The organism is Spiroplasma phoeniceum P40 (genome assembly GCF_003339775.1).
Classification (GTDB): Bacteria; Bacillota_I; Bacilli_A; order Mycoplasmatales; family Mycoplasmataceae; genus Spiroplasma; species Spiroplasma phoeniceum.
Genome location: NZ_CP031088.1, coordinates 1,361,247 through 1,383,499 on the forward strand (window position 1 = coordinate 1,361,247; position 22,253 = coordinate 1,383,499).

Here is a 22,253-nt window from a genome sequence, read left to right on the forward strand (position 1 = left end):
ATCTACACCACCAATCTAATTGTTTTATATAAAATAAATATTGATAACCAAATTAGAAAAAAAACAACTAATCAAATACCTATCATAATCACTGAATAAGTAATATTATCAATAGAACTACCAACAAAGTTATCAATTTCAGTTTTCGGAATAAAATAAAAAATTTGTAAAAGACCTTGATATACTCGTTGCAAAAAAGTATTTCAATCCATTATTTTATCCACCTAAAAATACAACTTAAAATTAAAAATAACATCCCAAAAACAAGTATTAAAAATACAACAAATATAACAATATCTAAAATAACGGGATGATTAACTCCGAAAATAATTGTCATAAATTCATAATATAAATCTCATACACTTTGCATTTTTCTTATTCCTTTCCTAAATGTTAACTACTAAAATCAAGGTTAGAGTTTATTATTAAATATTAAACTCCGTGAATTAACTTTCTGATTGTTTCAATTCCCAAAACCACAAACATTAAAACTAACGGAATAATTAATAACATATGTGACCCTAAAAAAGTAATAAATCAGTTAGTAAAAGCAATCGCTCAATCAGCAAGAATTGCAGCAAAATCGCCTATTTGTTTAATAACATCAGCGTCGCCCGCTAATAAATTTAAATTCATTAATAACACCTCATTTAAAATACTTTCTATTAATAATAAAACCTTCGCATACTCTAACCTTGATTTTAGTAATTAACACTAAAAACTAAAATCAATTTTTATACTTGCGAAGGTATTTGATTGATATTAACTTATTCAACAGACTTATCTGCTTTTTTAATTTTTCGTTTTCCCCATTCTTTAAATTCTACTTTTTTAGAACAATGCGGACAAATTAAATACTTATTTTTAAACCTAAATATTGTATTAACTGTTAAAAAAATCAATAACATTAACATTGCAATTACTAAAATAATTGTTGCAAAAACGGTCATTAATTATCACCACCTTTTTTTAATTTTTGCTTTCTATATTTAACATATAATTTTTGACTTGCTCCACTAATAATTTAAAATGTTGTTCTTCCATAACACCAATATTAATAACTTTATGACTAAGATACAATTTAATTGCTTTTCTTAACATAAATAATGGTATTTTAGTAGGTAAACATTGATGTATAACATTAACTAAATACTCTAATCGCTGTTTATATAACTTAGTTTGCTTTTTCATTAAAAAAATCCAACATAAACAAAAAACAATATAAACCAAATAACTAACAATAAACAAGAAACTATAAAAATAATTCAGTCTCAATTAATATTTAATTTATCTTTATTTTTTGTCATTATTTAACCTTAACAATTTTTTTATGTTTAGGACAAATAATATCTTGTCTATTACATAAATAACAATCTGATTTTTTCTTTGCCATTATCTAACCTAGAATAATATTGATTAATTAAAACAACATTTTTATTAACACAATTTCAACAATAACGAGACCCATTTTCTCAAACAATATCATTAATACAAACCATACATAACTGTTGTTGCATATTAACTATTGCTTTCTGTTATTGATGAATTATTAGAATATTTATTAATAAAATCTTGCTCGTTATAATTTTCTGTATATGGTTCAACAATATTAATTTTTCCATCCCATTTAAGCGAAACATAAAATAAATTACCATCAATTAAATAAGGTTTTAATTTTAAATAATTTTCATCAGTTATTTTAAATCATTTTGATTTTGACAAATCTTTCGTACCTTTAAAAGTACCATTTTCTAATTTAATAACTGGTGTAAATGTATAACTATCTCATTTACTTTCATTACCTTTGTCATCTTTAATAATTTTACCCGTTGCAATATCTATCAACTGTACTAGAAATCCATTCATAAGATTTCTCCTTTCTTTTAAAAAACTATATAGTTTCTTAAAAGATTTCTTAAAAAATTGAAACTTAAAATAACTATTATAATTAAATCAAAAACAACCACGTTAATTTTTTAATTATTAAAAAGGAGTTTTATTATGCTTAAAATTGCTATTTGAATACTAGAGTTTTTATAGTGTTTTTTATTTGAATAAGTTTATAAATAAGCATAAAAAAACATTTAATTATATTTAAGTTCCGCTCAAGGAAACCTTTTAAGATTTGAAACTCAAACATAATAAAATGTTTAAGTTAAATTAATAATACAATAAAAATTAAAATTGTCAAATTTTCAGCACAAAAAATAAATATATTTTAAAATATACATCACCATCTTGTTTTTTTTTTTTTTTTTTGTTTTAATTAATTTGTGGTAATTGTTGCTCAAGGCGATTACCACATTTTTTAATGAGTTTTTAACTCATTTTTTTTTATTTTTAACACCTTAAATTTGTATTTTTATTAACAGTAAAATTATTATTTTTAACTAAATTTCTAAATATTTTTCTATCAGCAGAAACATATTTTTTATATTCTCTAAACTTATCTAAACCATAATAACTATCACAACTAAAACCAATTTTATAACCATTTTTATCACCAAAAGCAAAATAATTCAAGTTATCTTTAACTGAATAAATTAAATCTTGTTCAGATAATTCAACAACACCGACTTTAACCTTTGGATTTTTACAATTTTTACTAAATTGATACGCTTTGATGTTTAAATCATAATGATTTTGTGGCTTATCATTATTAGCAGTTTTTACAATATATTTAGCAAGATATTTAACTACATCTTCATTAGAACCAGCACGAACTTTAATATTTTTATTAATACCATATTTTCAATACTGTAAAACAATACTATTAGGTATTTTTTGATTTAATATAATATGAAAATGGACTGCTCCACGTTTTTGATACTCATAAGTATACATATATTTTAAAATTCCTTTATGATGTTTAGAACGAATAGGATTGTTTCATCAACGATTTATATTATTAAAAAATAACTTTAAATCATTTTTACATTTTTTAACATCTTTCTCATTAACGGCATAAGTTAAAGTTAGAAAACTTAAATTTTTACAATTTCAAAAATTTTCATATGCTTTGCGAATACAATTTCCTTGCGAGCGAATACGACTATTCCATAATTTTTTATCATTTTTTCCAGTATTTTTAACTCCCATTTTATTACGAGGATTATTATTAACTAATTCTAATGGTAAAACAATATTTTTAACATAATTACCATAGAATACTTTTTTTAAATAATATTCTTTTTTAACATAATTTAAAGCATTCATAATTACATTATGACCTTTATTTTTTAAATTATCGTAAATAAAAACATTATTCATTTTTATAAACTCCTTCCAAATAAAAAAACACTAAATTACATTAATAAAAGTTCCGCTCAAAGAAACTATAAATAGTTTGAAACTTTCAATATAATTCAGTGTTTATATTTGAAAGTTATTTTTATTGTAATATATTATTTTTAATTTTGCAATATTTATTTTAATGATGTGCAGTTGTGTTAGTTAATATATAATTGATTTTATCATATATCAATTATATATCAATTATTTTGTATTAAATATTAATTTTATATATTTTTGATGGTAGGTGTAAAGTAATGAAATATATTATTAATAATTTTAATTTGTTTGATTTACAAGCAAAATTAAAGAGTTTTTTAAGTAAAAATTATAAAAATAAATATTATAAAAGAATAAAGCAAAAAATATTTTCATATATTAATTTGTGTAATAATTATTATAATGGTAATTTTTTGTTGAAAGATTTAATTAAAAAATATTTTAAAAATAAGTTTTCAACTTTTTATTATTGAGCGAATAAAATTTTAATTGCATATAAAAATAATGATTTTGCTGAATTATTATTAAAGTCAACAATTCCTAATAATATTAATTATCAATATAGTGATGATATTCGCAAAATTATTTGTGATTTATATTTTGAATATTGTAATAAACATGCTGTTGGTGTTTTATCTTTGTTTTATAATTTAAAAAAAAAGAATTCATGGAGAAGAATTAAAAAATAAAGCACCAAAAAATTTGAAAACATTTTTTCGTTGACTTAAAAAAGATGAAAGATGATTAAAAATAAAAAATAAAATTAAAGAAATTAAAAAACAACATCCAAGATATGAAGTTAAAGAAATAGGTTTATTACAGATGGACGCTAAATATTTTGCACCAAGTGAATTTTCAGTTGATAAAAGTATTATGTTTATGATTTTATTGATGAAAAAACAAGATTAGCATTAGGATATGTTTATGATAAATTAAGTATTGATAATGCTATTGCTGCTGTTAAAAAAGCAATTAGTGATTTTAAAAATATATTTGGTGTTAAAATAACACGAATTAGAACTGATAACGGTTCTGAATTTATTAATAATTATCGTAATAATCAAAAAATTAGTGTTAAAAAGACTAATTTTACTCAATTTTTAACAGATAAAAATATTTTGCATCAAACAACACCAGTTCGCTCTCCACAGTCAAACGGTAAGATTGAAAGATTTCATCAAAATTATACTAAATTATTTATATTTGAAGAAAAAATATTAAATGCAGTTAGTTTACAGAATAAATTAAATGATTATTATTATTTTTATAATTTTGAAAGAGTGCATAAGTCTTTAAATTTTCAGACACCATTTAATTTCTTGAATAGTTTAAGTTTAATTAAATAATTTTAAATTATTAAGTTTTTGTGTTTAAACTAAATAAGTTTATTATATTTTAATTAATTAATAATATGTAAATTAAATCATAAAATATGTTATTAAAATAATAAAATATGTATTTATTAATTAAAATTAATAAATTATTTTTTAGTGTGTTTTAATGTGGATAAAATAAAAGAAAAATTAAAATATTTTTAATTTTTTTAAATTTATGGTTGATTTTTGTAATTTTTATTATATTATTTAATTAATAAAGATTTGTTGCACTTCATTTTACATAATTCAAAAGAAAAAAATATTATAAATTTAAAATAAAAAAAGACTTAAAAAGTCCTCCTAAATATTAATTATTTTAATGATGCAAGAGCAACATTTAAAGCTTCATGTAATTGTGTCGCTGATTTTTCAAATTTAACTTGCTCTTCTTTTGTTAATTTTCACTCAATAATTTCTTCAATCCCATTAACACCAATAACTGCTGGTACACCAATGTAAGTTCCGGTAACATTATATTCACCTTCACATTTTGCACCAATTAAAAAGGTTGATCTTTCATCATTTAAAATTGCTTTTGCAATTGATGATAAACATACACCAATTCCATAAAAAGTTGCTTTTTTTAAATCAATGATTGTATAAGCCATTTTCATCATTTGTTGGTGCATATCTTCTAAATCTTTTTCTGTTAATTTTCCTTCTGCCACAAAATCAGCAATTGATTTTTGCATAATTGAAGCTTTTGATCAAACAGAAACTGATGAATCACCATGTTCACCCAAAACATAAGCATTAACACTAGCTGGGGCAATGTTTAATTTATTACCAACTAATCTTCTTAAACGTGCTGAATCTAAAGTTGTTCCTGAAGAAATAACTTTATTTTTTGCATAACCAGTTACTTTTTGATAAACTGATGCCATAACATCCACCGGATTTGAAGCAATTAGCGTAACACCCTTAAAACCTGAGGCTTTAATTTTTAAAGCAATATCTTGCATAATTCTTGCATTATCAGCAACCATATCTAATCGTGTTTCACCATCTCGTTGTGGTCTTCCTGCTGTAATAACAATTAAATCAGCATTTTTACAATCACTATAATCACCAGCTTTAATTGTACTAAAACGATTTTCTAAAACAGAAGTTGCATCTGATAAATCAATAGCATTCCCTTCTGCTGCTTGTCGAAACGCATCAATTAGCACATAATGTTGTGCAATCCCTCTGTTCATTGATGAATATAAAAAGCTGTTTCCAACCATTCCACATCCAACTAAAACTACTTTTCTCGTTGAATTTTCCATATTTCTTCTCCTTTTAAAAATATCCTACTTTATTATAGCAAAAAAATAAAAAATTTTTTTAAAAAGATTCAAAATAGATGAGTTTTTATAATTAAAATTGTAAAAAAGATATTTTTTATTATAAATTCTGTTTTTTTCTTTTTCTACTTTACATGACAATAAATTAATAAATATCAATGGTAATTAGGTGTTTTACTTTGAAATAGTTTATCATTTTTGCAAACCATATACCAAAATCAAATTTGTTTTCTTTCACACTTTATAACACATTCATTTATTATTAAGGGAATGTTACTAATATTTATTAAAAATAATATTTTTAATAGTGCTTTCATAAATTCTCCTTTTTATTTTGAATTTTAATTCTATTACTATAAAATGACAGCGGACTAAAACGATTATTAAATATTCAAACAATTAATATACGTTATATTCTACAATAAAATGACAGCGGACTAAAAGTCAAATTTACTATACCAAAAAAAGATGTTAATTAAATAATCAATTACATTTATCAAAAAAAGTTTTTGCTACATTATCAACAATAATATTAATATCTAAATTTTTTAAAAACAAATATACAAAAATAAAATTAGCCTTAGTTACTTCTAAGCATAATTCTGGTTCTTCTAAAGCAAATGTATTATGATCTGAAATTTTTAATGATATTTTATCTCAATAAATAATATGTAAAATTAATAAAATATTATTTTTGATATAATTATTTTTTTTCATAAAGAACATCATCTTCTGTTAAAACATAACTTAAATCCTTTACAAAAATTTCATAATCAATACTATCCGATTCTGAAAAAGCATAAATTGCAATTGTTTTAATAATAATTGAATTAATATTTTCAAAAGAAAATATCTTATTATTTTTTAAAAAATACACTTGCTCAATTTTTTCAAAGAAAAAATTAAACAAAACAGGACAATTGCTAACAATTATAATTACACTTTTCTCTCTTAATAAATTTTTAACTTCATTAACTAAATTTCATAATGATTTAATTGTACCAAACAATTCTGGTTGATCTAAAATAAACACCAAAGGACCTAATTTATCTTTTAAATCACTATATTTTATTAAAATATTCAATAATAATATTCGTAACTGATATGAACTATACTTTGCTGAATCAATTATTGCATTTTCTAAATCATAAAGATCAAATTTTAATAATTTATCAACAATTCCTTCCACTGATAAATTTGAAAAATTAGATTTTAAAACCAATTCACTACTAATAATTTTAGTGTTGCTTGAAATTAAATCTGTTTCTAATGAAATTAAATCAAATAAAGAATTTAATTTTTGTAATAACTCAACAGTTTCATTATATTTATCATTATTTAAAATAATTTCATTAATTGCCTTTATTAATTTATTTTGAAAATTAGATGTTTTTTTTAACTTAATTTCTTCAAGCAAATCCATTTTATCTTTTAAATAAATAATTTGATAGTCCCCAACTGATACTAATCATAAAGATCGACCAATTATGTTAAGTGAAGCAGATGCTAAATATGTATGAAAAAATAGTATGTTTACATCTAATACTTTATCAATTATTCCATGATCTAGTACTGAAAAAAGTGGAATATGACAAATTGAAATATCAAGAGAATTATTAGCAAATTATATTGATAATTATATAAAAAATATTTCCATTAAAGTTGATAATAAAAGTATTATATATAATTCTAATAATGAATTATCAGTTCCTTTTGATAATGATACGATTTATTATGAAAATAATGTATGAAAAGCAAAACAAGGCGGTGTTATACCATCTGATGTTATTAAAGATAGTGATTTAAATAAAGATTATATTGATAAAGAAGATGGAAAATATATTGTTAAAAAAGCACAAAGTGGTAGTTCAATAACAGTTAATGCCCCATTACATCAAAAAGATGATAGTAGTTTAGAATTATTATTATCAAATGACTTTGATATTGAAAATAATAAATTATCTTTAGATAAAGGTTTAACAGATACTATTGAACAAGTAATAAAATGAATATTTGATATAGGTAAAAAAATAAAATGAGAAAAAGTAAGTATATCTTATACACCTGATAGTGCTAAGTATATTGATATTCCTGAATTTTCAGAAGAATATCGTTATCAAGTTTGATTATCACCAACTAATCGTAAAGGTGCTGAAGGTATGTTATGACTTGAACCACCTTATTTTACAGAAACAAAAGAAAATAAAACTTTATCTAAACATCAAGCAACTTGTTTTATTGATGATTTCGATAAAACCCCTTATAGTATTGCTTTATATAGTGCTAGTGGTCGGGTTTATTTAACTAATGGTTCAGAGGGTTCTAATATACCAATTAATAGTGTTCGTATTTTTCGACAAGAGGTGTAAATATGATAGATAAAGAAAATATTATTATTAAAAATGAAAATGGTACTTATTGACAAAGATTAGGTTTTGAACAAAGAAATCCAAGTCAAAGTTTTAAAGCATGAAAAAATCGTAAGTTTTTAAAATATGATAAATATCCATTTCATATTAAAAAAGCATATATTATGCGATATAATGCTTTATCAATTTTATATCATACCCCATTTTTAAGTTTATATGGTTTATTTTTTACTAGTTTACATTTTAATTGAATACCAACATTAGAACCAGTTAAAGAGTTTATGTTTGGTCAACATGATATAACTGATGGTGGTTTTTTTGGATATGCTGGGATTGTTATATCATATCCAATATTACATGGTACTGCTTGATTGACAACAAAAATACCTAAAATACCAGCAATTAAATTACCAATTGGTAAATGTTTAGAGCAAGTTTATAAAATACCAAGTTATATCTTATATTTAATATTATTTGGTTGATTAATATTTCGTAAATATCTTAAAAAACATAATGTTAATATTTGTCATAATTGTAAACAAACAATAGAACAAGTTGAAAGTTGAAATCAATATTGTCTTAAAAAAAGATGAAATAAATAACATTTAAAAAAATAACCAATTAAGGTTATTTTTTATTTGTTTTTAAGATAATTAAATTCTTTTCACCATATTTATTGATTAAATATTCTCAGTCTCAGGTTGAATTTATATTTACATCTTCAACATCAATACCAGTTATATATTCACCAAGGAGATTTTTACAAGGGCGATTACCTTTTTCAGAACGATAACATAAAATATATTTATTCATTATCGTTTTTTCCTTTATTGTTATTGTGTTTTATATAAAAATTAATAAGATGTTCTATTCGTTGTGAATTGGTATATAATTCAGGTAATTAATTTCAAACTTTTTCTTGTTTTTCATTTAAGTAAACATTTATATTACGAATTAATTTTCTTTTCATAAATAATCTCCTTTAAAAAAATAATGTAGTTTAAATGTTATTTAATCTTTGTTTTGCTAATTTATAATATTTTTCATTAATTTCTATCCCAATTCAACGCCGACTTAATTGTTCACAAGCAATAGCAGTTGTTCCACTCCCTAAAAAACAATCTAATACAGTATCGCCAACTTTACTATGTTTATTAATTTGTAATTTAATTAAATTAATATCTTTAACAGTAGGGTGTTTTATATTTCCTATAAATTGATTATTACTATTAGTAATTTGATAAATAGTCTGCATATCTTGATTTCAAACATTACTATAACTAATTGGGTTTTTGTAAATATATAAACATAATTCTTTATCTTTACGATAGATATTATTACTAGGTGCATCATTTGTTTTTTTATAAATTATTAATTCAAACTTTAAATTATAATTTTCTATTTCAAATAAATAATCTTTTAATTGTTGTTTTGATAAATAAATTATAAAATTTGGTTTTTTAATAATTCGCATTCATTCTTTAAAATATGATGGTATATCAAAACTACTAATAAATTCACCTTGTAAAAATTCAAGTTCCCTTTTACGAATTTGATATTGAATATTAGAACAATTAGGATCTTGTATTTGTTTTAAATTATATTTAATATGCTTTTCTTTATTTTCTAATTTTTTAGCAATATCTGGATACACCGAAACTTCTTTTGAAACATTAAGTAACACCTGAAAAATAGCTATTCAAAGTATTATTATTATTATTATTTTATAATTAATGCTAGGAATTATTTATTGAAACTTAGTTACTAATCGATGAGCAACAATTTATGAAATTAATATAAGTCAAAAAGAATATGCTGCTTCAGTTAGTTTAATTTCATTTATTGCTTTTTCCCCGATGCTTGATTTTGACAAATTGATTCTCTCTTATTAAAAAATTATGGAACCGAAGCCGGCTATCTTTCTAATAAACTAGCTAACCAAATTAGTTTAGCAATTATTACTGCAATTGGTTTATTCGCAGCAATTAGTGGTTTTGTTTTATTACTAATTTTGCAAAAAGAAAAAAAGCAATAAATTATAATGTTGCTTAATTATTAAATTAAAAATGGTGTTGTTATTCACAACACCATTTTTAATTTAACTTATTTCTTAACTTTCTTTTGTGACTTAGTTGCTTTTTTTAGTCGACGAAGGTTATGAACTTCAACTAGTGTAATCTCTGTTACTTTTTCACGACCATTAAATAAAATTAAGCCGACAGTCAAACAAAAGACCGGACCAATAATTCAAATTCAAGTAAAGAACATTAAAGTAATCATTAATAAAGCACCAACTAGTCGTGCTCCAATTTTACCTTTTAAAGCAAAAATAAAGCAAAAAATAAAACCAATTAAAGCAAAAATTGCAATACAAATAAAGGCAATTAAAACCCGACTATCAATGTTATAATGTTCAATAAAATCATATCTTATCATGGATTCAATATTAGAACTTTGCTGAGGAAAAAAATTATCATAAATAAGTGCCCTATCAAGAACAATAATATCAATGATAATATTAAAGACTAAAACAATAATTCCTATAATAAAACCAGTGATGGTAACCTTATTAGTTTTCATCACATATTGAATTGGAACAATTTTAACATTTTTGTTCCGATAATAACGGAAGTACAATAAATTATTAATGAAGATATAAAAATATTGCAATGAAACTGCAACAACACAAATTACCACTAATGCTGTGGCAACCATAAAATCACCACCAGGTTCAAAATAATTTAAGAAAAAATATGGAAAAAGAGTTCTAGGGTCTTTGCCATCTAAATGTCGATAAGTTCCTCGCATTAAAATGATTGTTAAATATGCTACCATATATAACATAATTAATCATAAATACTTTTTGTGATGTTCTTCATAATGATAATAATGATCACCAGCTGTTAAAACATAACTTGTAATCATTATAACTGGCATCACTAAATGTAAAATAACTGTTGCCACTCAGTGATAAGGACGATATTGTGCTGCTTGATCTTTTTGACCAACAATACCAACTCAAAAAACTAACATTGTAATTGTAATGTACGTTGTAACTGCTAATTGAATCACATAGTGTGGTTTTGTATTTTTAAATTTTGATTCAAACAAATATAAGAAAAAATATAGAGCAACAATATAATTTGTTTGCGTTGTAAAAAAAGAATAATAATTTGAAATTCTTTCACCATAACCTAAGTATGCAAATTTTGGTTGTGGATAATAAATTGCCATGATTAAATCAAGCAATAAAAATAAACTTAAAATAATTAAAGCTTCCAAACGTAAATAAAAATGGACGCGAGGATTTCACTTGAACATTGTATAACTCCTTTAACATCAAATCATATAATATACATTTTAGTCATTTTTTAGGTAAAGTACAAGTAGGCATTATTATTTTATTTTTCATAATTTCCTTACTATTTTACTAAATTTAAATCTATTTTTTAATTTTTTTTCTTCTAACACCAAAAAGTGATAAAATTATAACTAATAAAAGGAGGATTTGAAATGTTTAATTTTAATAGTGAAAAAATAAACCAGTTGGTTGTAAATTATATTAATTATACTGTTGATCCAAAGCATGATAATGAACAACAACAAAATAAACTTGATAGTAACAATTTCTTTTATCAAATTGATACTCGTCAATTAAAAAAAAGTATTAATGGTGTTATTAGTTCGCATCTAGCAACATCAGAACAATTTGCAAAAGCTGGTGAAATTATTGATGAATATTATTCAGAAAAAACACCATTTATTTGGTGTACAATTACAGTTGATAATAACCAAGCAGAAAGTTCATTTTTTGAAAAAAATGGTTTAACATATTTGCAAACTGGAATTGGAATGATGATTGATTTAAAAACTTTTACCGCAAAAAGTGAATTATTGAAAAACGAAAAATTTAATCCGATAACTGATCTAACAATGTTTTGCGAAGAAAAAAAACCCAAATTAATAACTACAACAAACCTTAAAATTATTAGTGATGCTGATTTACCATTAAAAGATTTACCAACTTCACAACCTAATCCTACATTAGATCAAGTTAACAATCTTTGCTATGCTGTAACCTTAACTAAAGATGAAACACCAATGACAACTGGGATTCTCTTTTTTGAAGCAACAATCGCTGTAATTAGAATTACTGACAATGATGATAATTCTGAAAATAAAAAGAAAATGTTAATGCATTTATTACACCAAGCAAAAAAAGCAAATTACCAAACTGTTGGTATTGTGGTACCAGATAACCAAGTTGCTTGGTATCAAAAACTAGGTTTTGAACCACAAGATTTATATTTTAACACTTATGTAATGCATTACTCACAAGAATAATGTTTTCTTAAATAAAGGGGAAAAGAAAAAGTAGAATCATTCTACTTTTTCTTTTCCCCTTTTAGAAATTTATTCATTTTCTTCTACTGTAATTACTTTTTCAGCAAGAGCATGGGCCATTCGAAATGGTTTATTATGACCAGGTAACACATGTCATTTTGCATCTAAATTAGTAATGCGACGTAATTCAGTAATAAAGTAATTATCATTACACATAACTCCGGTATAACCAGGACTTGTTTTATCAGGCATTAAACTAGCACCAGTTGTCACTAAATTTAGCGCTTTAATTCTTAACATTTGAGTTCCTGCGGTATGACCAGGAATATGAAAAACTTCAATGTGATAACCAATTTCTTCAACAACAGTATCACCAATTAAAGCAACAATATTTGTTAATGGATAATTAATTCCTGGACCTAAAATTGCACCTGTCTCATCGTCAACCTTATGTTGCGACAATAATCGTAAATCAATTTTTTGAATATAAATTTTTAAATCTGGATATTCTTTTAAAACATTATCAAGGCCATCATAATGATCAATATGCCCATGTGTAATAAATAATGCTTTTAAGGTTATTTTTTTTTGTTTAATATATTCAATTGCTCTTCTTGTTGCATTTGATGCATCAATCATAATTGCCTCATTTTGATTATTAATAATTAAATAAACATTTTGGTTATCATATGTTGCATCTACAAAGTTTTTCATTTTTGCCATAAGTTTTTCTCCTTTATGAAAAAATTCTATTGATCTGCTGCGGTAAACTCTTCAATAAAATAAGAGTTTTTTTCAATATAATTTAATAAATCTTCAATTAAAAATAAAATGTCATTAATATTATCATGGTCAAATCCCTTAATTTTATTAATATTCATCATATATAATTTTTGAATTAATTCATATAAGTCATCTCGATGAAGAATTCGATAACCAAATCAACGGGCAATTCCTAATGCTGCCCCTCCTAAAATATGACTTAAAAAAGGATTAATATTAGGATTCTCAAGATGTTCATCATGAAAAGTTGTTCGAATAAAATTGGTTTTAGTTATTTCCGAAATAATGGTTAATAATAAATTAGCATAATCAGTAATAGCAATTATATTTTTCCCATAAGCTTGGATTTCATCATCAATTTTAACAAAAACATTCATAATCCCTTTATATAAAGCTTTGAAAGAAACAACATCTTTTAAAGCAATATTAGGAATTAAATCTTGATAACGTTCAAAAGCAATTTTTGTTCCTCATACAGCAGTTGAATAAATACTTTCAAAAACTTCTTGCGATGGGCAATATCATTTAAAACGTAAAATAATTTTAGGATCAACAGTCTCAGTTTCTTCTGCTAAAACCTTTTGGGTCAAAGCCATTGCTGTTTTATAATTTAAAGTTGCATCCTTTTTTGCTAATATTTTAATTAAATATTTTTTCTCCATAAATTTTATATGATCCTTTTGCTTTCAATTAATATTATTATAACATTTTTCCCTAAAAAAGTCTTATTAACAAAATAAAACACAATTTAAATTCCTTTAATACTAGACTTTTATTAATAACTCCAAAGAAAAAACTCTTTGAAAAGAGTTTTTATTGTTTTACTTTAAAATCAAAGAATGAATTAATTAGTAAAAGCAAAATCACGAACACTATAACGAGTTTTACCAGTAAAATCATTAAAATTCTTTTTATAAGTAATAGTAATTGCTGTAAAGCTTTCAAGATTAAATTCAGCATTTAATTTTTGTGCTAAATCATTTCATACTACACATTGCACTTCTTCACCATTATCTAAAACTCAAAATTCACATAAATCTCTTATTTGTCCATCTTTACTAGTAACTGTTTTTAATTGCGGTTGTTTTGATGCTAATAAAAACTTTTCATCGTTAATAAATTGTTCATTTTTTTTATTAAATCTGTGTTGTGGTTTATTATTATACATTCTTGCTGCCCTCCTTTCTTATTCAAATGAATATCTAAAATCATACTTTAAATTTTAAAAAGAAAAAAAGGAAGATTTATTATATTGTCATATGAACAACAATATTATATCATTAATTTTTTTTAAAGAGATTATTTTGTAAAAGATTATCCATTTTCTTTGCTATTAATATTGTCTTTTTGCTTTTTAGGCTTTAATTTCTGAGCACATCATTTTTTAACATAGTAAAGTGGATAACCACTTAACATGCCACCTAATACAAGTAAACAATTTCATAACTCTCACATATTATGGGTATTTTGTGCATAATAATACATTGCTAAGATTGAACCAATAAAAGTAATCAAACAAGAACTTAATGCTAAAATAACTAAGATAATAAAAAGTGGTTTTTGATATAATGGTTCATACTTTGAATCATTAATCCGTAAATAAATTAAACTAAGCATTGTAATAAATTTTAAAACACTAACTGCTAAAATAAAATAATTTGTAACATTAAATAATGATGTTCATAAAATATAAATAACTGCTAATATAACTAAAAATAGCATTGCTAAGTATGGCATATTAGTTAGTTTTGTTGTTTTTTGAAAAAAAGCAAAAAAATCTTTTTCTTCACTCATTTTAAAAATCAACCGCGAATGATAGACTAAAAATGAATTTAATGAACCAACAAAAATAAAAATTGCTAAAATAGAAAACAAATAATTCAAAACTGGTGGAATTTTTGGATTATTCATAATAGCATAATATCAAACATTATTAAATCCATTCGGCCCGATTCATGCCTGCGGTTTATTAATTGTTAGTAAACCAATTGCTAAAATAATATAAAGAATTACAATCATAATTGTCGCAATAATCATTGCCCGGGGAATATTTTTACGAGGATTAATAACTTCTCCACTAACATAGGTAATTGCTTCCATACCAGAATAAGCAAACATCGTCATAGCTGTTGCTGGTAGCAATAAAAAGGAAGATAAATAAATTTGACTTAAATTTTTGTTAATTGTATCATCCGTAAAACTACTTGTATTACCATATACCATTGCAATAATTAATACTAATACAATCGGTAAACCCTTTAGTAAGGCAAAAATAATTTGTGAATACCCACTACTCTTTTTAATCAATAGTTGCATTAAAACTAAACCAAATAAAATCAAAATCCCAAACATTTTACCATATCATTGATTTTCTAATTTTAATAATGTCACAACAATATTCCCAAAAGCTAAACAAGCAGTTGCAACTGCTGTCGCACTAACAAATAACACCATAATTCATCCAAATCAAAATGAACAAGCATTCCATTTTGCTCGTTTAATTCAATAATAACTTGTCCCATTTTCAGGATACGATGTTGCACCCTCGGATAATAATAACATTTCTGGTAAAACTAATAAGCCCCCTAAAATTCATGCAATAATAATTAAAATTGGATTAAATTGTGCTTGAAAAGCAACTTGCCCAAACGAAACTAAAATTGAAGAACCCAATGTGGCTGAAATGGCTAAGGCTAAAATTTGTTAAAAGCCGTATTTTTTTTGTAATTTCATTATTTTTTCCTTTCTTGTTGTATTAAAAATGTTTTAATTGCTGCTAAATAACTTTTATGACCTTTTGAAATTGCTTCAACATGTCCTAAATTTAATAATGATAGCAAATGACTTTGTCCTAATGGTTCTGATTTAATTTTCTGAGTATAAAATTCTTTACTCATAAAATAAGGGACAAAATCATCATTAGTACCATGAAAAATTAACATTGGTAAATTTTTTAATCGTTCTGTATGCTTTAATAAATCATAATGGCAAAGATTAAAACCAAGTTCTTGTTTAAATTTCTTTCTTAAACCAAAACTAATTAATCATCAACAACGCTGATAACGATATTGCATCACATACCGAAATTGTACTAATAAGTTACTAAACCCACAATCACTAATTGCTCATTTAATTAAAGCATTTTGGTATCCATGATCTAGTAAATATTTTGTTAAACAAGCCGCTCCCATACTATTTCCAATTAAGCCAATTTCATTGACAGTAAAATTATTTGTTATCAATGCAATAACATCATTTAAGTTTTCTGCATTTAAATAACCAATCCCACTATATTTTCCAGCGCTTAAACCGTGTGCAACACTATCAAATGTAAAAACATTATAACCTTTTTGATAAAAATAATAAACTTGTCGTAACGCTAAGTATTTGTTTTCTGTTCACCCATGTAAACCAATTACTCACTTTTGAGAATGTGGATGTTGTAAATAAAGAGCACTAATGGATTCTTGTTGTTGGTTTAAAATTGTTACGGTTTTCATTTGTGTTTCTTCTATTGTGTTAAAACAAAAATTTAATTGCTTTAATTCTTTTGCAATAAGATCTTGATGATATGCTTCAAAACTATTAAAATCAAAACTTTTTGAATTCATTGTTAACATCCCAGTTCGTTGATAATTTTGGGTAAAATTAAAAAAATCTCGCACATATTTTTTTGATCAAAAAATAATAATTGGAAATAATAAAACAGTTAATAATATTCGTCATCAATTAAAACAAAATTGTCGATACCCATTAAGAATAATTTTTTTACTTGGTTTTTTTGTAACTACTTTCATTTTTTCCCTTTCATCAATACAACAAGAATAATTCATTTAAGATGTTATTTTTTTACAAAAAACTTAATTAAAGTTTATTGGTAATTTGTATTAATAACCTTCATTCTAACTCACTACGATAAAAACATTTGTTCAATTACATTAGCAATACCGTCATGGTCATTATCATCAGTCACTAAATCAGCAATTGTTTTAACATCATCAGGAGCATTCCCCATTGCAACACCAATTCCAGCTCATTGTAACATTGCAACATCATTATGTTCATTCCCAAAAGCTAACACATTTTTTGGTGTTAATTGATACTTCGCACAAATTTTAGCAATTCCAGTTGCTTTATTAACATTACAACTAGTAATTTCTAACGATGAACGATCTCCACGAATTTCTTGGGAAATTTCAATCTTTCCTTGTCATTTTGTGACAAACCGATTAATATCAGGGGTATAACTACTAATATAAATTTTATTAACATTAATATTAAAATCAGCGGAATATAAACATGCTGTTACTTCATCTTTAACGGCAGCAAAACTTGCTAAATAACTTTTGGTTATTTTATCTTCAAATCCTTTACAATGTAAAATCATTTTATTAAATGAAGACTGATCAGCATCAAACATAATTAATGTTTTTAAATCAAGTTTAATAACATCTAAATAAATATCTCGCAATAACTGTTGATTCAAAAAATCACAAAACAAAATTTCTTTTGTGGCATTATTTGTTACAACAGACCCATTTAAACTAACAGTAAAATCATTGCTATCAGTTAAACCTAACTTTGCGGCAATATCCTTGCATTGATATAAAGGGCGACCTGTTGCAATGACTAATTTAATATCTTTGCTAACTAATCCTTTTAAAACTTGCAAAGTACGTGGGGACATTTCCCCGTTAGAATTTAAAGCTGTTCCATCTAAGTCAACAGCAATTAATTTAATATCTGGCATAATCATTTTTCTCCTATATAACATAATTCTAATATATTTTATAAAAGTTCAAACATTTATTTTTAAAATTTAATTATGTAAAATGAAGTGCAAAAAATCTTTATTAATTAAATAATATAATAAAAATTACAAAAATCAACCATAAATTTAAAAAAATTATAAATATTATAAATACATATTTTATTATTTTAATGACATATTTTATAATTTAATATACATTTTTAAATATTTATTGTTTATATATTATGCAAAAAAAATTTTTTTAGCACTTATTCAATTTAAACACGGTCGAATTTTATCATTTATAACATTAACTACTCAATTTATTTTTTGTTGACTAACATTATTAAAAACTGTTCCAGGAGGAAATCATTTTCTAAACTCACCATTCATATTTTCAATTAAAGGTTTTTGACTAGGTTTACAAGCATCACAAAAATATACTTGTGTTTCAGCAAATATTTCCATTCCTCTTCACTTAGTAAATTCTTTACCTCTATCTGTTATTATTCCTTTTATTTTTCCAATTAAATTATTATTTATAACAATATCTTTAATCTTTTTCTCAACTTCCATAGCAGTATGATTTTCTAATTTTATTGCAAAATATTTTTTACTTGATTGTTCTAATAAAACTAAAACAGCAGATTGATGGTCTTTACCAACTACTGTATCCATTTCAAATCCTCCAACATTAGAAACTTTATTTTCAATATCTCAAATTGACCTAAAATCAGTTAATTTACCACGATTATCAGATTTTCCTTTTGTTTTATATTTTTTACCACGATGTCGCAAATTCTGTTTTAAAAAACCATAAAAACCTAAACGAATTCATTTATACAATGTTTTAACACAAACAGGAAATTTAACACCAAATTTTAAAAAATAACAATAAATAAATTCTCTCGGAGAATCACGATATTTATTAAGTCTAATTTTCATAAAATTAATCTGTTCTTCCGTAAATTTACATCTTTTATTATTCTTTTTTCTTTTATTATAATACATTTTATCTGACTTATAAGCACTATATTCATCAATATTTTTAAACTTCTTAATTTCCCGTAAAATAGTACTACAATGTCTATTCAAAAATTTAGAAATTACATAAATATTCTGTTTACCATTCTTTTTTAAAAACATTTTTGATAATAATAATTGTTCTAATTTAACTTTATCCATAAAACTCAAATGACTATACATAAAACTTACATACCTTTCATTAACTTATAAAATTAATACTTAATACAAAATAATTGATATATAATTGATATATGATAAAATCAATTATATATAAAACAATAAAAAGGAACAATCTATATGAAAAAATGACTTAGCATAATAGGAGCAATCGGATTAACCGCAACAAGCACAACAACATTAATCAGTTGTAAAAAAGAAAATAATAATAAAAACGAGGAAGATAATAAACCAAAACCATCATATAACGCACAACAACCACCAAAAGATAGTAATTGAAAATTAATTGATAAAGATAATTTTGTAAAAGAAAATAATGAAAAAAATAATAAATGATATATTTTGATTGCTAAGCAAATGCAAAGTGATAATTTTTCTATTATAAAATTTAATTTTTCAAGTGAATTAATTTGAGTAATTGGACAATATGGAGGACATAGAATTAATAATTTTTGATATGTTTATATTAATTCACTATATCGTTGAGATGGTGATAATGAACCACAAATACCAACTATCGACAAAAACACCGGTGAAATTACTGACTGAAAAGAACAAAAAGGAACTTAATTAATAACAATTTCAAAATAATATAAGGGTCATTTAGGTTGTGCTGGATTTGCTTTTCAATTAATAATTTTATAATTTGATCCATTTTTTCAAATTCCAATATAAATTTTATTATGATTTTTTTCTTCATCTTTATTATTGACTAATTTTCAATTACTATCTTTTGGTGCTTGTTGTGTTTTTGGTGTTAGTGTTGTCGGTTTATTTTCTTCATTATTATTTGGTTTTTCAGATTTTTCACAACTGATTAATGTTGTTGTGCTTGTTGCGGTTAATCCGGTTGCTCCTACTATTAATGATTTTATTGATTATAATGAGTATATTAAATTAATAGTGCCTTTTGATAATGATATGTAGTATACCACACACATTTTAAAGATTACAAGAAAATAACAAAAATAATAAAAATATTTATTTATAATAAAAAAATATCATAAAATAAATAAATAAAAAATATAAAATTAAACACACTAAAAAATAATTTATTAAATTTTAATTAATAAATACATATTTTATTATTTTAATAACATATTTTATTATTTTAATAACATATTTTATGAGTTAATTTACATATTATTAATTAATTAAAATATAATAAACTTATTTAGTTTAAACACAAAAACTTAATAATTTAAAATTATTAAATTAAACTTAAACTATTCAAAAAATTAAATGGTGTCTGAAAATTTAAAGACTTATGTACTCTTTCAACATTATAAAAATAATAATAATCATTTAATTTATTCTGTAAACTAACTGCATTTAATATTTTTTCTTCAAATACAAATAATTTAGTATAATTTTGATGAAATCTTTCAATCTTACCGTTTGACTGTGGAGAGCGAACTGGTGTTGTTTGATGCAAAATATTTTTATCTGTTAAAAATTGAGTAAAATTAGTCTTTTTAACACTAATTTTTTGATTATTACGATAATTATTAATAAATTCAGAACCGTTATCAGTTCTAATCCGTGTTATTATAATACCAAATATATTTTTAAAATCACTAATTGCTTTTTTAACAGCATCAATAGCATTATCAGTACTTAATTTATCATAAACATATCCTAATGCTAATCTTGTTTTTTCATCAATAAAATCATAAACATAATACTTTTTATCAACTGAAAATTTACTTGGTACAAAATATTTAGCGCCCATCTGTAACAAACCTATTTCTTTAACTTCATATCTTAGATGTTGTTTTTTAATTTCTTTAATTTTATTTTTTATTTTTAATCATCTTTCATCTTTTTTAAGTCAACGAAAAAATGTTTTTAAATTTTTTGGTGCTTTATTTTTTAATTCTTCTCCATGAATTCCTTTTTTTAAATTATAAAACAAAGATAAAACACCACCAGCATGTTTATTACAATATTCAAAATATAAATCACAAATAATTTTGCGAATATCATCACTATATTGATAATTAATATTATTAGGAATTGTTGACTTTAATAATAATTAAGCAAAATCATTATTTTTATATGCAATTAAAATTTTATTCGCTCAATAATAAAAAGTTGAAAACTTATTTTTAAAATATTTTTTAATTAAATCTTTCAACAAAAAATTACCATTATAATAATCATTACACAAATTAATATATGAAAATATTTTTTGTTTTATTCTTTTATAATATTTATTTTTATAATTTTTACTTAAAAAATTCTTTAATTTTGCTTGTAAATCAAACAAATTAAAATTATTAATAATATATTTCATTAATTTACACCTACCATCAAAAATATATAAAATTAATATTTAATACGAATAATTGATATATAATTGATATATGATAAAATCAATTATATATAAAAAAATAAAAAGGAGCAATATATATGAAAAAATGACTTAGCATAATAGGAGCAATCGGATTAACCGCAACAAGCACAACAACACTAATAAGTTGTAAAAAAGAAAATAATAATAAAAACGAAGAAGATAATAAACCAAAACCATCATATAATCCACAACAACCTAATCCACAACAACCACCAAAAGATAGTAATTGAAAATTAATGAATAAAATTATTGATTTTTGAAATTTAACACCAAATAATAAATGATATATTTTACTTTTAAATAATTATGTATCAAATAATTGAAATATTATGAAAATACATTTAACAATAAATCCTCGTGATATTATATTTGAACCAAATAATCTTTTAAAAAGTGTTTATTTATGAGATGGGGATGGTAAACCCGAAACACCAACTATAGATAAAAACACTGGTGAAATTACTGACTGAAAAGAACAAAAAGGAACTAAATAAC

At 23.3% G+C, this 22,253-nt stretch carries 32 protein-coding genes and 1 pseudogene; 11 read left to right on the forward strand and 22 right to left on the reverse strand.

The window, feature by feature from the left end:
• Nucleotides 1–2 precede the first annotated feature (2 nt).
• From SDAV_RS08320 to SDAV_RS08345, 7 genes are all read right to left on the reverse strand, one after another.
• Nucleotides 3–212, reverse strand: coding sequence for a DUF2649 family protein (locus tag SDAV_RS08320; RefSeq protein ID WP_105298726.1), 210 nt, complete (start codon nt 210–212; stop codon nt 3–5).
• Nucleotides 213–432: 220 nt separating this feature from the next.
• On the reverse strand, nt 433–636 hold the full coding sequence (locus SDAV_RS08325) for a hypothetical protein (RefSeq protein WP_114564132.1): 204 nt from the start codon (nt 634–636) through the stop codon (nt 433–435).
• Nucleotides 637–767: 131 nt separating this feature from the next.
• Entirely contained in the window at nt 768–950 is a 183-nt protein-coding gene (locus tag SDAV_RS08330) for a hypothetical protein (RefSeq protein WP_114564131.1), read from the reverse strand.
• A gap of 19 nt (nt 951–969) precedes the next feature.
• The gene (locus SDAV_RS08335) at nt 970–1,191 is read right to left on the reverse strand and encodes a hypothetical protein (protein WP_114564130.1); all 222 of its coding nucleotides are present in this window, start codon (nt 1,189–1,191) and stop codon (nt 970–972) included.
• A gap of 167 nt (nt 1,192–1,358) precedes the next feature.
• Entirely contained in the window at nt 1,359–1,517 is a 159-nt protein-coding gene (locus SDAV_RS12215) for a hypothetical protein (protein ID WP_186823371.1), read from the reverse strand.
• A 1-nt stretch (nt 1,518) separates the two neighbouring features.
• A complete protein-coding gene (locus tag SDAV_RS08340; RefSeq protein WP_114565249.1) occupies nt 1,519–1,866 on the reverse strand; it encodes a hypothetical protein in 348 nt (115 codons plus the stop codon).
• 474 nt (nt 1,867–2,340) lie between these two features.
• Nucleotides 2,341–3,270, reverse strand: a complete 930-nt coding sequence (locus SDAV_RS08345) for a rolling circle replication-associated protein (protein ID WP_114565250.1) — start codon at nt 3,268–3,270, stop codon at nt 2,341–2,343.
• Between the two features lie 278 nt (nt 3,271–3,548).
• Between SDAV_RS08345 and SDAV_RS12675 the strand changes: the two genes are divergently transcribed.
• The 4 genes and pseudogenes from SDAV_RS12675 to SDAV_RS13445 all read left to right on the forward strand — a co-directional run bounded on the left by SDAV_RS12675 (nt 3,549) and on the right by SDAV_RS13445 (nt 4,637).
• Nucleotides 3,549–3,980 carry a hypothetical protein gene (locus SDAV_RS12675; RefSeq protein WP_222611541.1) on the forward strand — a complete coding sequence of 144 codons (432 nt, stop codon included), beginning with the start codon at nt 3,549–3,551 and terminating at the stop codon, nt 3,978–3,980.
• A gap of 13 nt (nt 3,981–3,993) precedes the next feature.
• Complete coding sequence (locus SDAV_RS12680; RefSeq protein WP_222611542.1) at nt 3,994–4,200, forward strand: hypothetical protein; 207 nt, start codon at nt 3,994–3,996, stop codon at nt 4,198–4,200.
• Nucleotides 4,201–4,202: 2 nt separating this feature from the next.
• Nucleotides 4,203–4,379, forward strand: a pseudogene (locus tag SDAV_RS14675) (IS481 family transposase); the annotation flags it as partial.
• Nucleotides 4,380–4,409: 30 nt separating this feature from the next.
• Nucleotides 4,410–4,637, forward strand: a complete 228-nt coding sequence (locus tag SDAV_RS13445; RefSeq protein ID WP_245938341.1) for an integrase core domain-containing protein — start codon at nt 4,410–4,412, stop codon at nt 4,635–4,637.
• A gap of 341 nt (nt 4,638–4,978) precedes the next feature.
• Here SDAV_RS13445 and SDAV_RS08355 read toward each other — a convergent pair whose 3' ends face one another.
• The 3 genes from SDAV_RS08355 to SDAV_RS08365 form a co-directional block, all read right to left on the reverse strand.
• Nucleotides 4,979–5,935: an L-lactate dehydrogenase gene (locus tag SDAV_RS08355; protein WP_114565251.1), complete on the reverse strand. Its 957-nt coding sequence runs from the start codon at nt 5,933–5,935 to the stop codon at nt 4,979–4,981.
• A gap of 489 nt (nt 5,936–6,424) precedes the next feature.
• Nucleotides 6,425–6,670: a hypothetical protein gene (locus SDAV_RS08360; RefSeq protein ID WP_114565252.1), complete on the reverse strand. Its 246-nt coding sequence runs from the start codon at nt 6,668–6,670 to the stop codon at nt 6,425–6,427.
• Nucleotides 6,657–7,376 carry a hypothetical protein gene (locus SDAV_RS08365; protein ID WP_114565253.1) on the reverse strand — a complete coding sequence of 240 codons (720 nt, stop codon included), beginning with the start codon at nt 7,374–7,376 and terminating at the stop codon, nt 6,657–6,659. Before SDAV_RS08365 ends, SDAV_RS08360 begins: the two co-directional genes overlap by 14 nt.
• Nucleotides 7,377–7,440: 64 nt before the next feature.
• On the opposite strand from SDAV_RS08365, the gene SDAV_RS08370 reads away from it, so the two are divergent.
• Together SDAV_RS08370 and SDAV_RS08375 are read left to right on the forward strand one after the other, a co-directional pair.
• Nucleotides 7,441–8,322 carry a hypothetical protein gene (locus SDAV_RS08370; protein WP_114565254.1) on the forward strand — a complete coding sequence of 294 codons (882 nt, stop codon included), beginning with the start codon at nt 7,441–7,443 and terminating at the stop codon, nt 8,320–8,322.
• A 2-nt stretch (nt 8,323–8,324) separates the two neighbouring features.
• Nucleotides 8,325–8,924, forward strand: a complete 600-nt coding sequence (locus SDAV_RS08375) for a hypothetical protein (RefSeq protein ID WP_114565255.1) — start codon at nt 8,325–8,327, stop codon at nt 8,922–8,924.
• A 25-nt stretch (nt 8,925–8,949) separates the two neighbouring features.
• On the opposite strand, the gene SDAV_RS08380 is transcribed toward SDAV_RS08375, so the two are convergent.
• Complete coding sequence (locus SDAV_RS08380; RefSeq protein WP_114565256.1) at nt 8,950–9,135, reverse strand: hypothetical protein; 186 nt, start codon at nt 9,133–9,135, stop codon at nt 8,950–8,952.
• Nucleotides 9,136–9,322: 187 nt separating this feature from the next.
• Nucleotides 9,323–10,006, reverse strand: coding sequence for a DNA-methyltransferase (locus SDAV_RS08385; protein ID WP_114565257.1), 684 nt, complete (start codon nt 10,004–10,006; stop codon nt 9,323–9,325).
• Between the two features lie 49 nt (nt 10,007–10,055).
• Between SDAV_RS08385 and SDAV_RS13450 the strand changes: the two genes are divergently transcribed.
• Nucleotides 10,056–10,214 (forward strand): hypothetical protein, encoded by a 159-nt coding sequence (locus SDAV_RS13450; protein WP_245938342.1) that lies wholly within the window; start codon nt 10,056–10,058, stop codon nt 10,212–10,214.
• A 211-nt stretch (nt 10,215–10,425) separates the two neighbouring features.
• Here the strand turns inward: SDAV_RS13450 and SDAV_RS08395 are convergent, their stop codons facing one another.
• The gene (locus SDAV_RS08395; protein ID WP_114565258.1) at nt 10,426–11,643 is read right to left on the reverse strand and encodes a hypothetical protein; all 1,218 of its coding nucleotides are present in this window, start codon (nt 11,641–11,643) and stop codon (nt 10,426–10,428) included.
• 192 nt (nt 11,644–11,835) lie between these two features.
• Between SDAV_RS08395 and SDAV_RS08400 the strand changes: the two genes are divergently transcribed.
• The gene (locus SDAV_RS08400) at nt 11,836–12,666 is read left to right on the forward strand and encodes a GNAT family N-acetyltransferase (protein WP_114565259.1); all 831 of its coding nucleotides are present in this window, start codon (nt 11,836–11,838) and stop codon (nt 12,664–12,666) included.
• A gap of 69 nt (nt 12,667–12,735) precedes the next feature.
• Here the strand turns inward: SDAV_RS08400 and SDAV_RS08405 are convergent, their stop codons facing one another.
• From SDAV_RS08405 to SDAV_RS08435, 7 genes are all read right to left on the reverse strand, one after another.
• Entirely contained in the window at nt 12,736–13,389 is a 654-nt protein-coding gene (locus SDAV_RS08405) for an MBL fold metallo-hydrolase (protein WP_114565260.1), read from the reverse strand.
• Nucleotides 13,390–13,415: 26 nt separating this feature from the next.
• Entirely contained in the window at nt 13,416–14,111 is a 696-nt protein-coding gene (locus SDAV_RS08410; protein ID WP_114565261.1) for a hypothetical protein, read from the reverse strand.
• A 182-nt stretch (nt 14,112–14,293) separates the two neighbouring features.
• Nucleotides 14,294–14,617, reverse strand: coding sequence for a hypothetical protein (locus tag SDAV_RS08415; RefSeq protein WP_114565262.1), 324 nt, complete (start codon nt 14,615–14,617; stop codon nt 14,294–14,296).
• A gap of 146 nt (nt 14,618–14,763) precedes the next feature.
• The gene (locus SDAV_RS08420; protein ID WP_245938343.1) at nt 14,764–16,122 is read right to left on the reverse strand and encodes an APC family permease; all 1,359 of its coding nucleotides are present in this window, start codon (nt 16,120–16,122) and stop codon (nt 14,764–14,766) included.
• 59 nt (nt 16,123–16,181) lie between these two features.
• Nucleotides 16,182–17,246, reverse strand: coding sequence for an alpha/beta hydrolase (locus tag SDAV_RS08425; protein WP_114565263.1), 1,065 nt, complete (start codon nt 17,244–17,246; stop codon nt 16,182–16,184).
• A gap of 113 nt (nt 17,247–17,359) precedes the next feature.
• Nucleotides 17,360–18,199 carry a Cof-type HAD-IIB family hydrolase gene (locus SDAV_RS08430; protein WP_114565264.1) on the reverse strand — a complete coding sequence of 280 codons (840 nt, stop codon included), beginning with the start codon at nt 18,197–18,199 and terminating at the stop codon, nt 17,360–17,362.
• Between the two features lie 243 nt (nt 18,200–18,442).
• Nucleotides 18,443–19,405, reverse strand: a complete 963-nt coding sequence (locus SDAV_RS08435) for an IS30 family transposase (RefSeq protein WP_114565265.1) — start codon at nt 19,403–19,405, stop codon at nt 18,443–18,445.
• Nucleotides 19,406–19,522: 117 nt separating this feature from the next.
• Between SDAV_RS08435 and SDAV_RS08440 the strand changes: the two genes are divergently transcribed.
• Together SDAV_RS08440 and SDAV_RS08445 are read left to right on the forward strand one after the other, a co-directional pair.
• On the forward strand, nt 19,523–19,972 hold the full coding sequence (locus tag SDAV_RS08440) for a lipoprotein (protein WP_114565266.1): 450 nt from the start codon (nt 19,523–19,525) through the stop codon (nt 19,970–19,972).
• A 138-nt stretch (nt 19,973–20,110) separates the two neighbouring features.
• Nucleotides 20,111–20,329, forward strand: coding sequence for a hypothetical protein (locus tag SDAV_RS08445; protein ID WP_114565267.1), 219 nt, complete (start codon nt 20,111–20,113; stop codon nt 20,327–20,329).
• A gap of 283 nt (nt 20,330–20,612) precedes the next feature.
• Here the strand turns inward: SDAV_RS08445 and SDAV_RS12690 are convergent, their stop codons facing one another.
• Both SDAV_RS12690 and SDAV_RS12695 read right to left on the reverse strand, forming a co-directional pair.
• Entirely contained in the window at nt 20,613–21,317 is a 705-nt protein-coding gene (locus SDAV_RS12690) for a DDE-type integrase/transposase/recombinase (protein ID WP_222611543.1), read from the reverse strand.
• A gap of 120 nt (nt 21,318–21,437) precedes the next feature.
• Entirely contained in the window at nt 21,438–21,698 is a 261-nt protein-coding gene (locus SDAV_RS12695; protein WP_222611544.1) for a hypothetical protein, read from the reverse strand.
• 116 nt (nt 21,699–21,814) lie between these two features.
• Here SDAV_RS12695 and SDAV_RS12700 point away from each other — a divergent pair, with 116 nt between their 5' ends.
• Nucleotides 21,815–22,252 (forward strand): lipoprotein, encoded by a 438-nt coding sequence (locus tag SDAV_RS12700; protein ID WP_222611545.1) that lies wholly within the window; start codon nt 21,815–21,817, stop codon nt 22,250–22,252.
• The last annotated feature ends 1 nt before the right edge of the window (nt 22,253 follow it).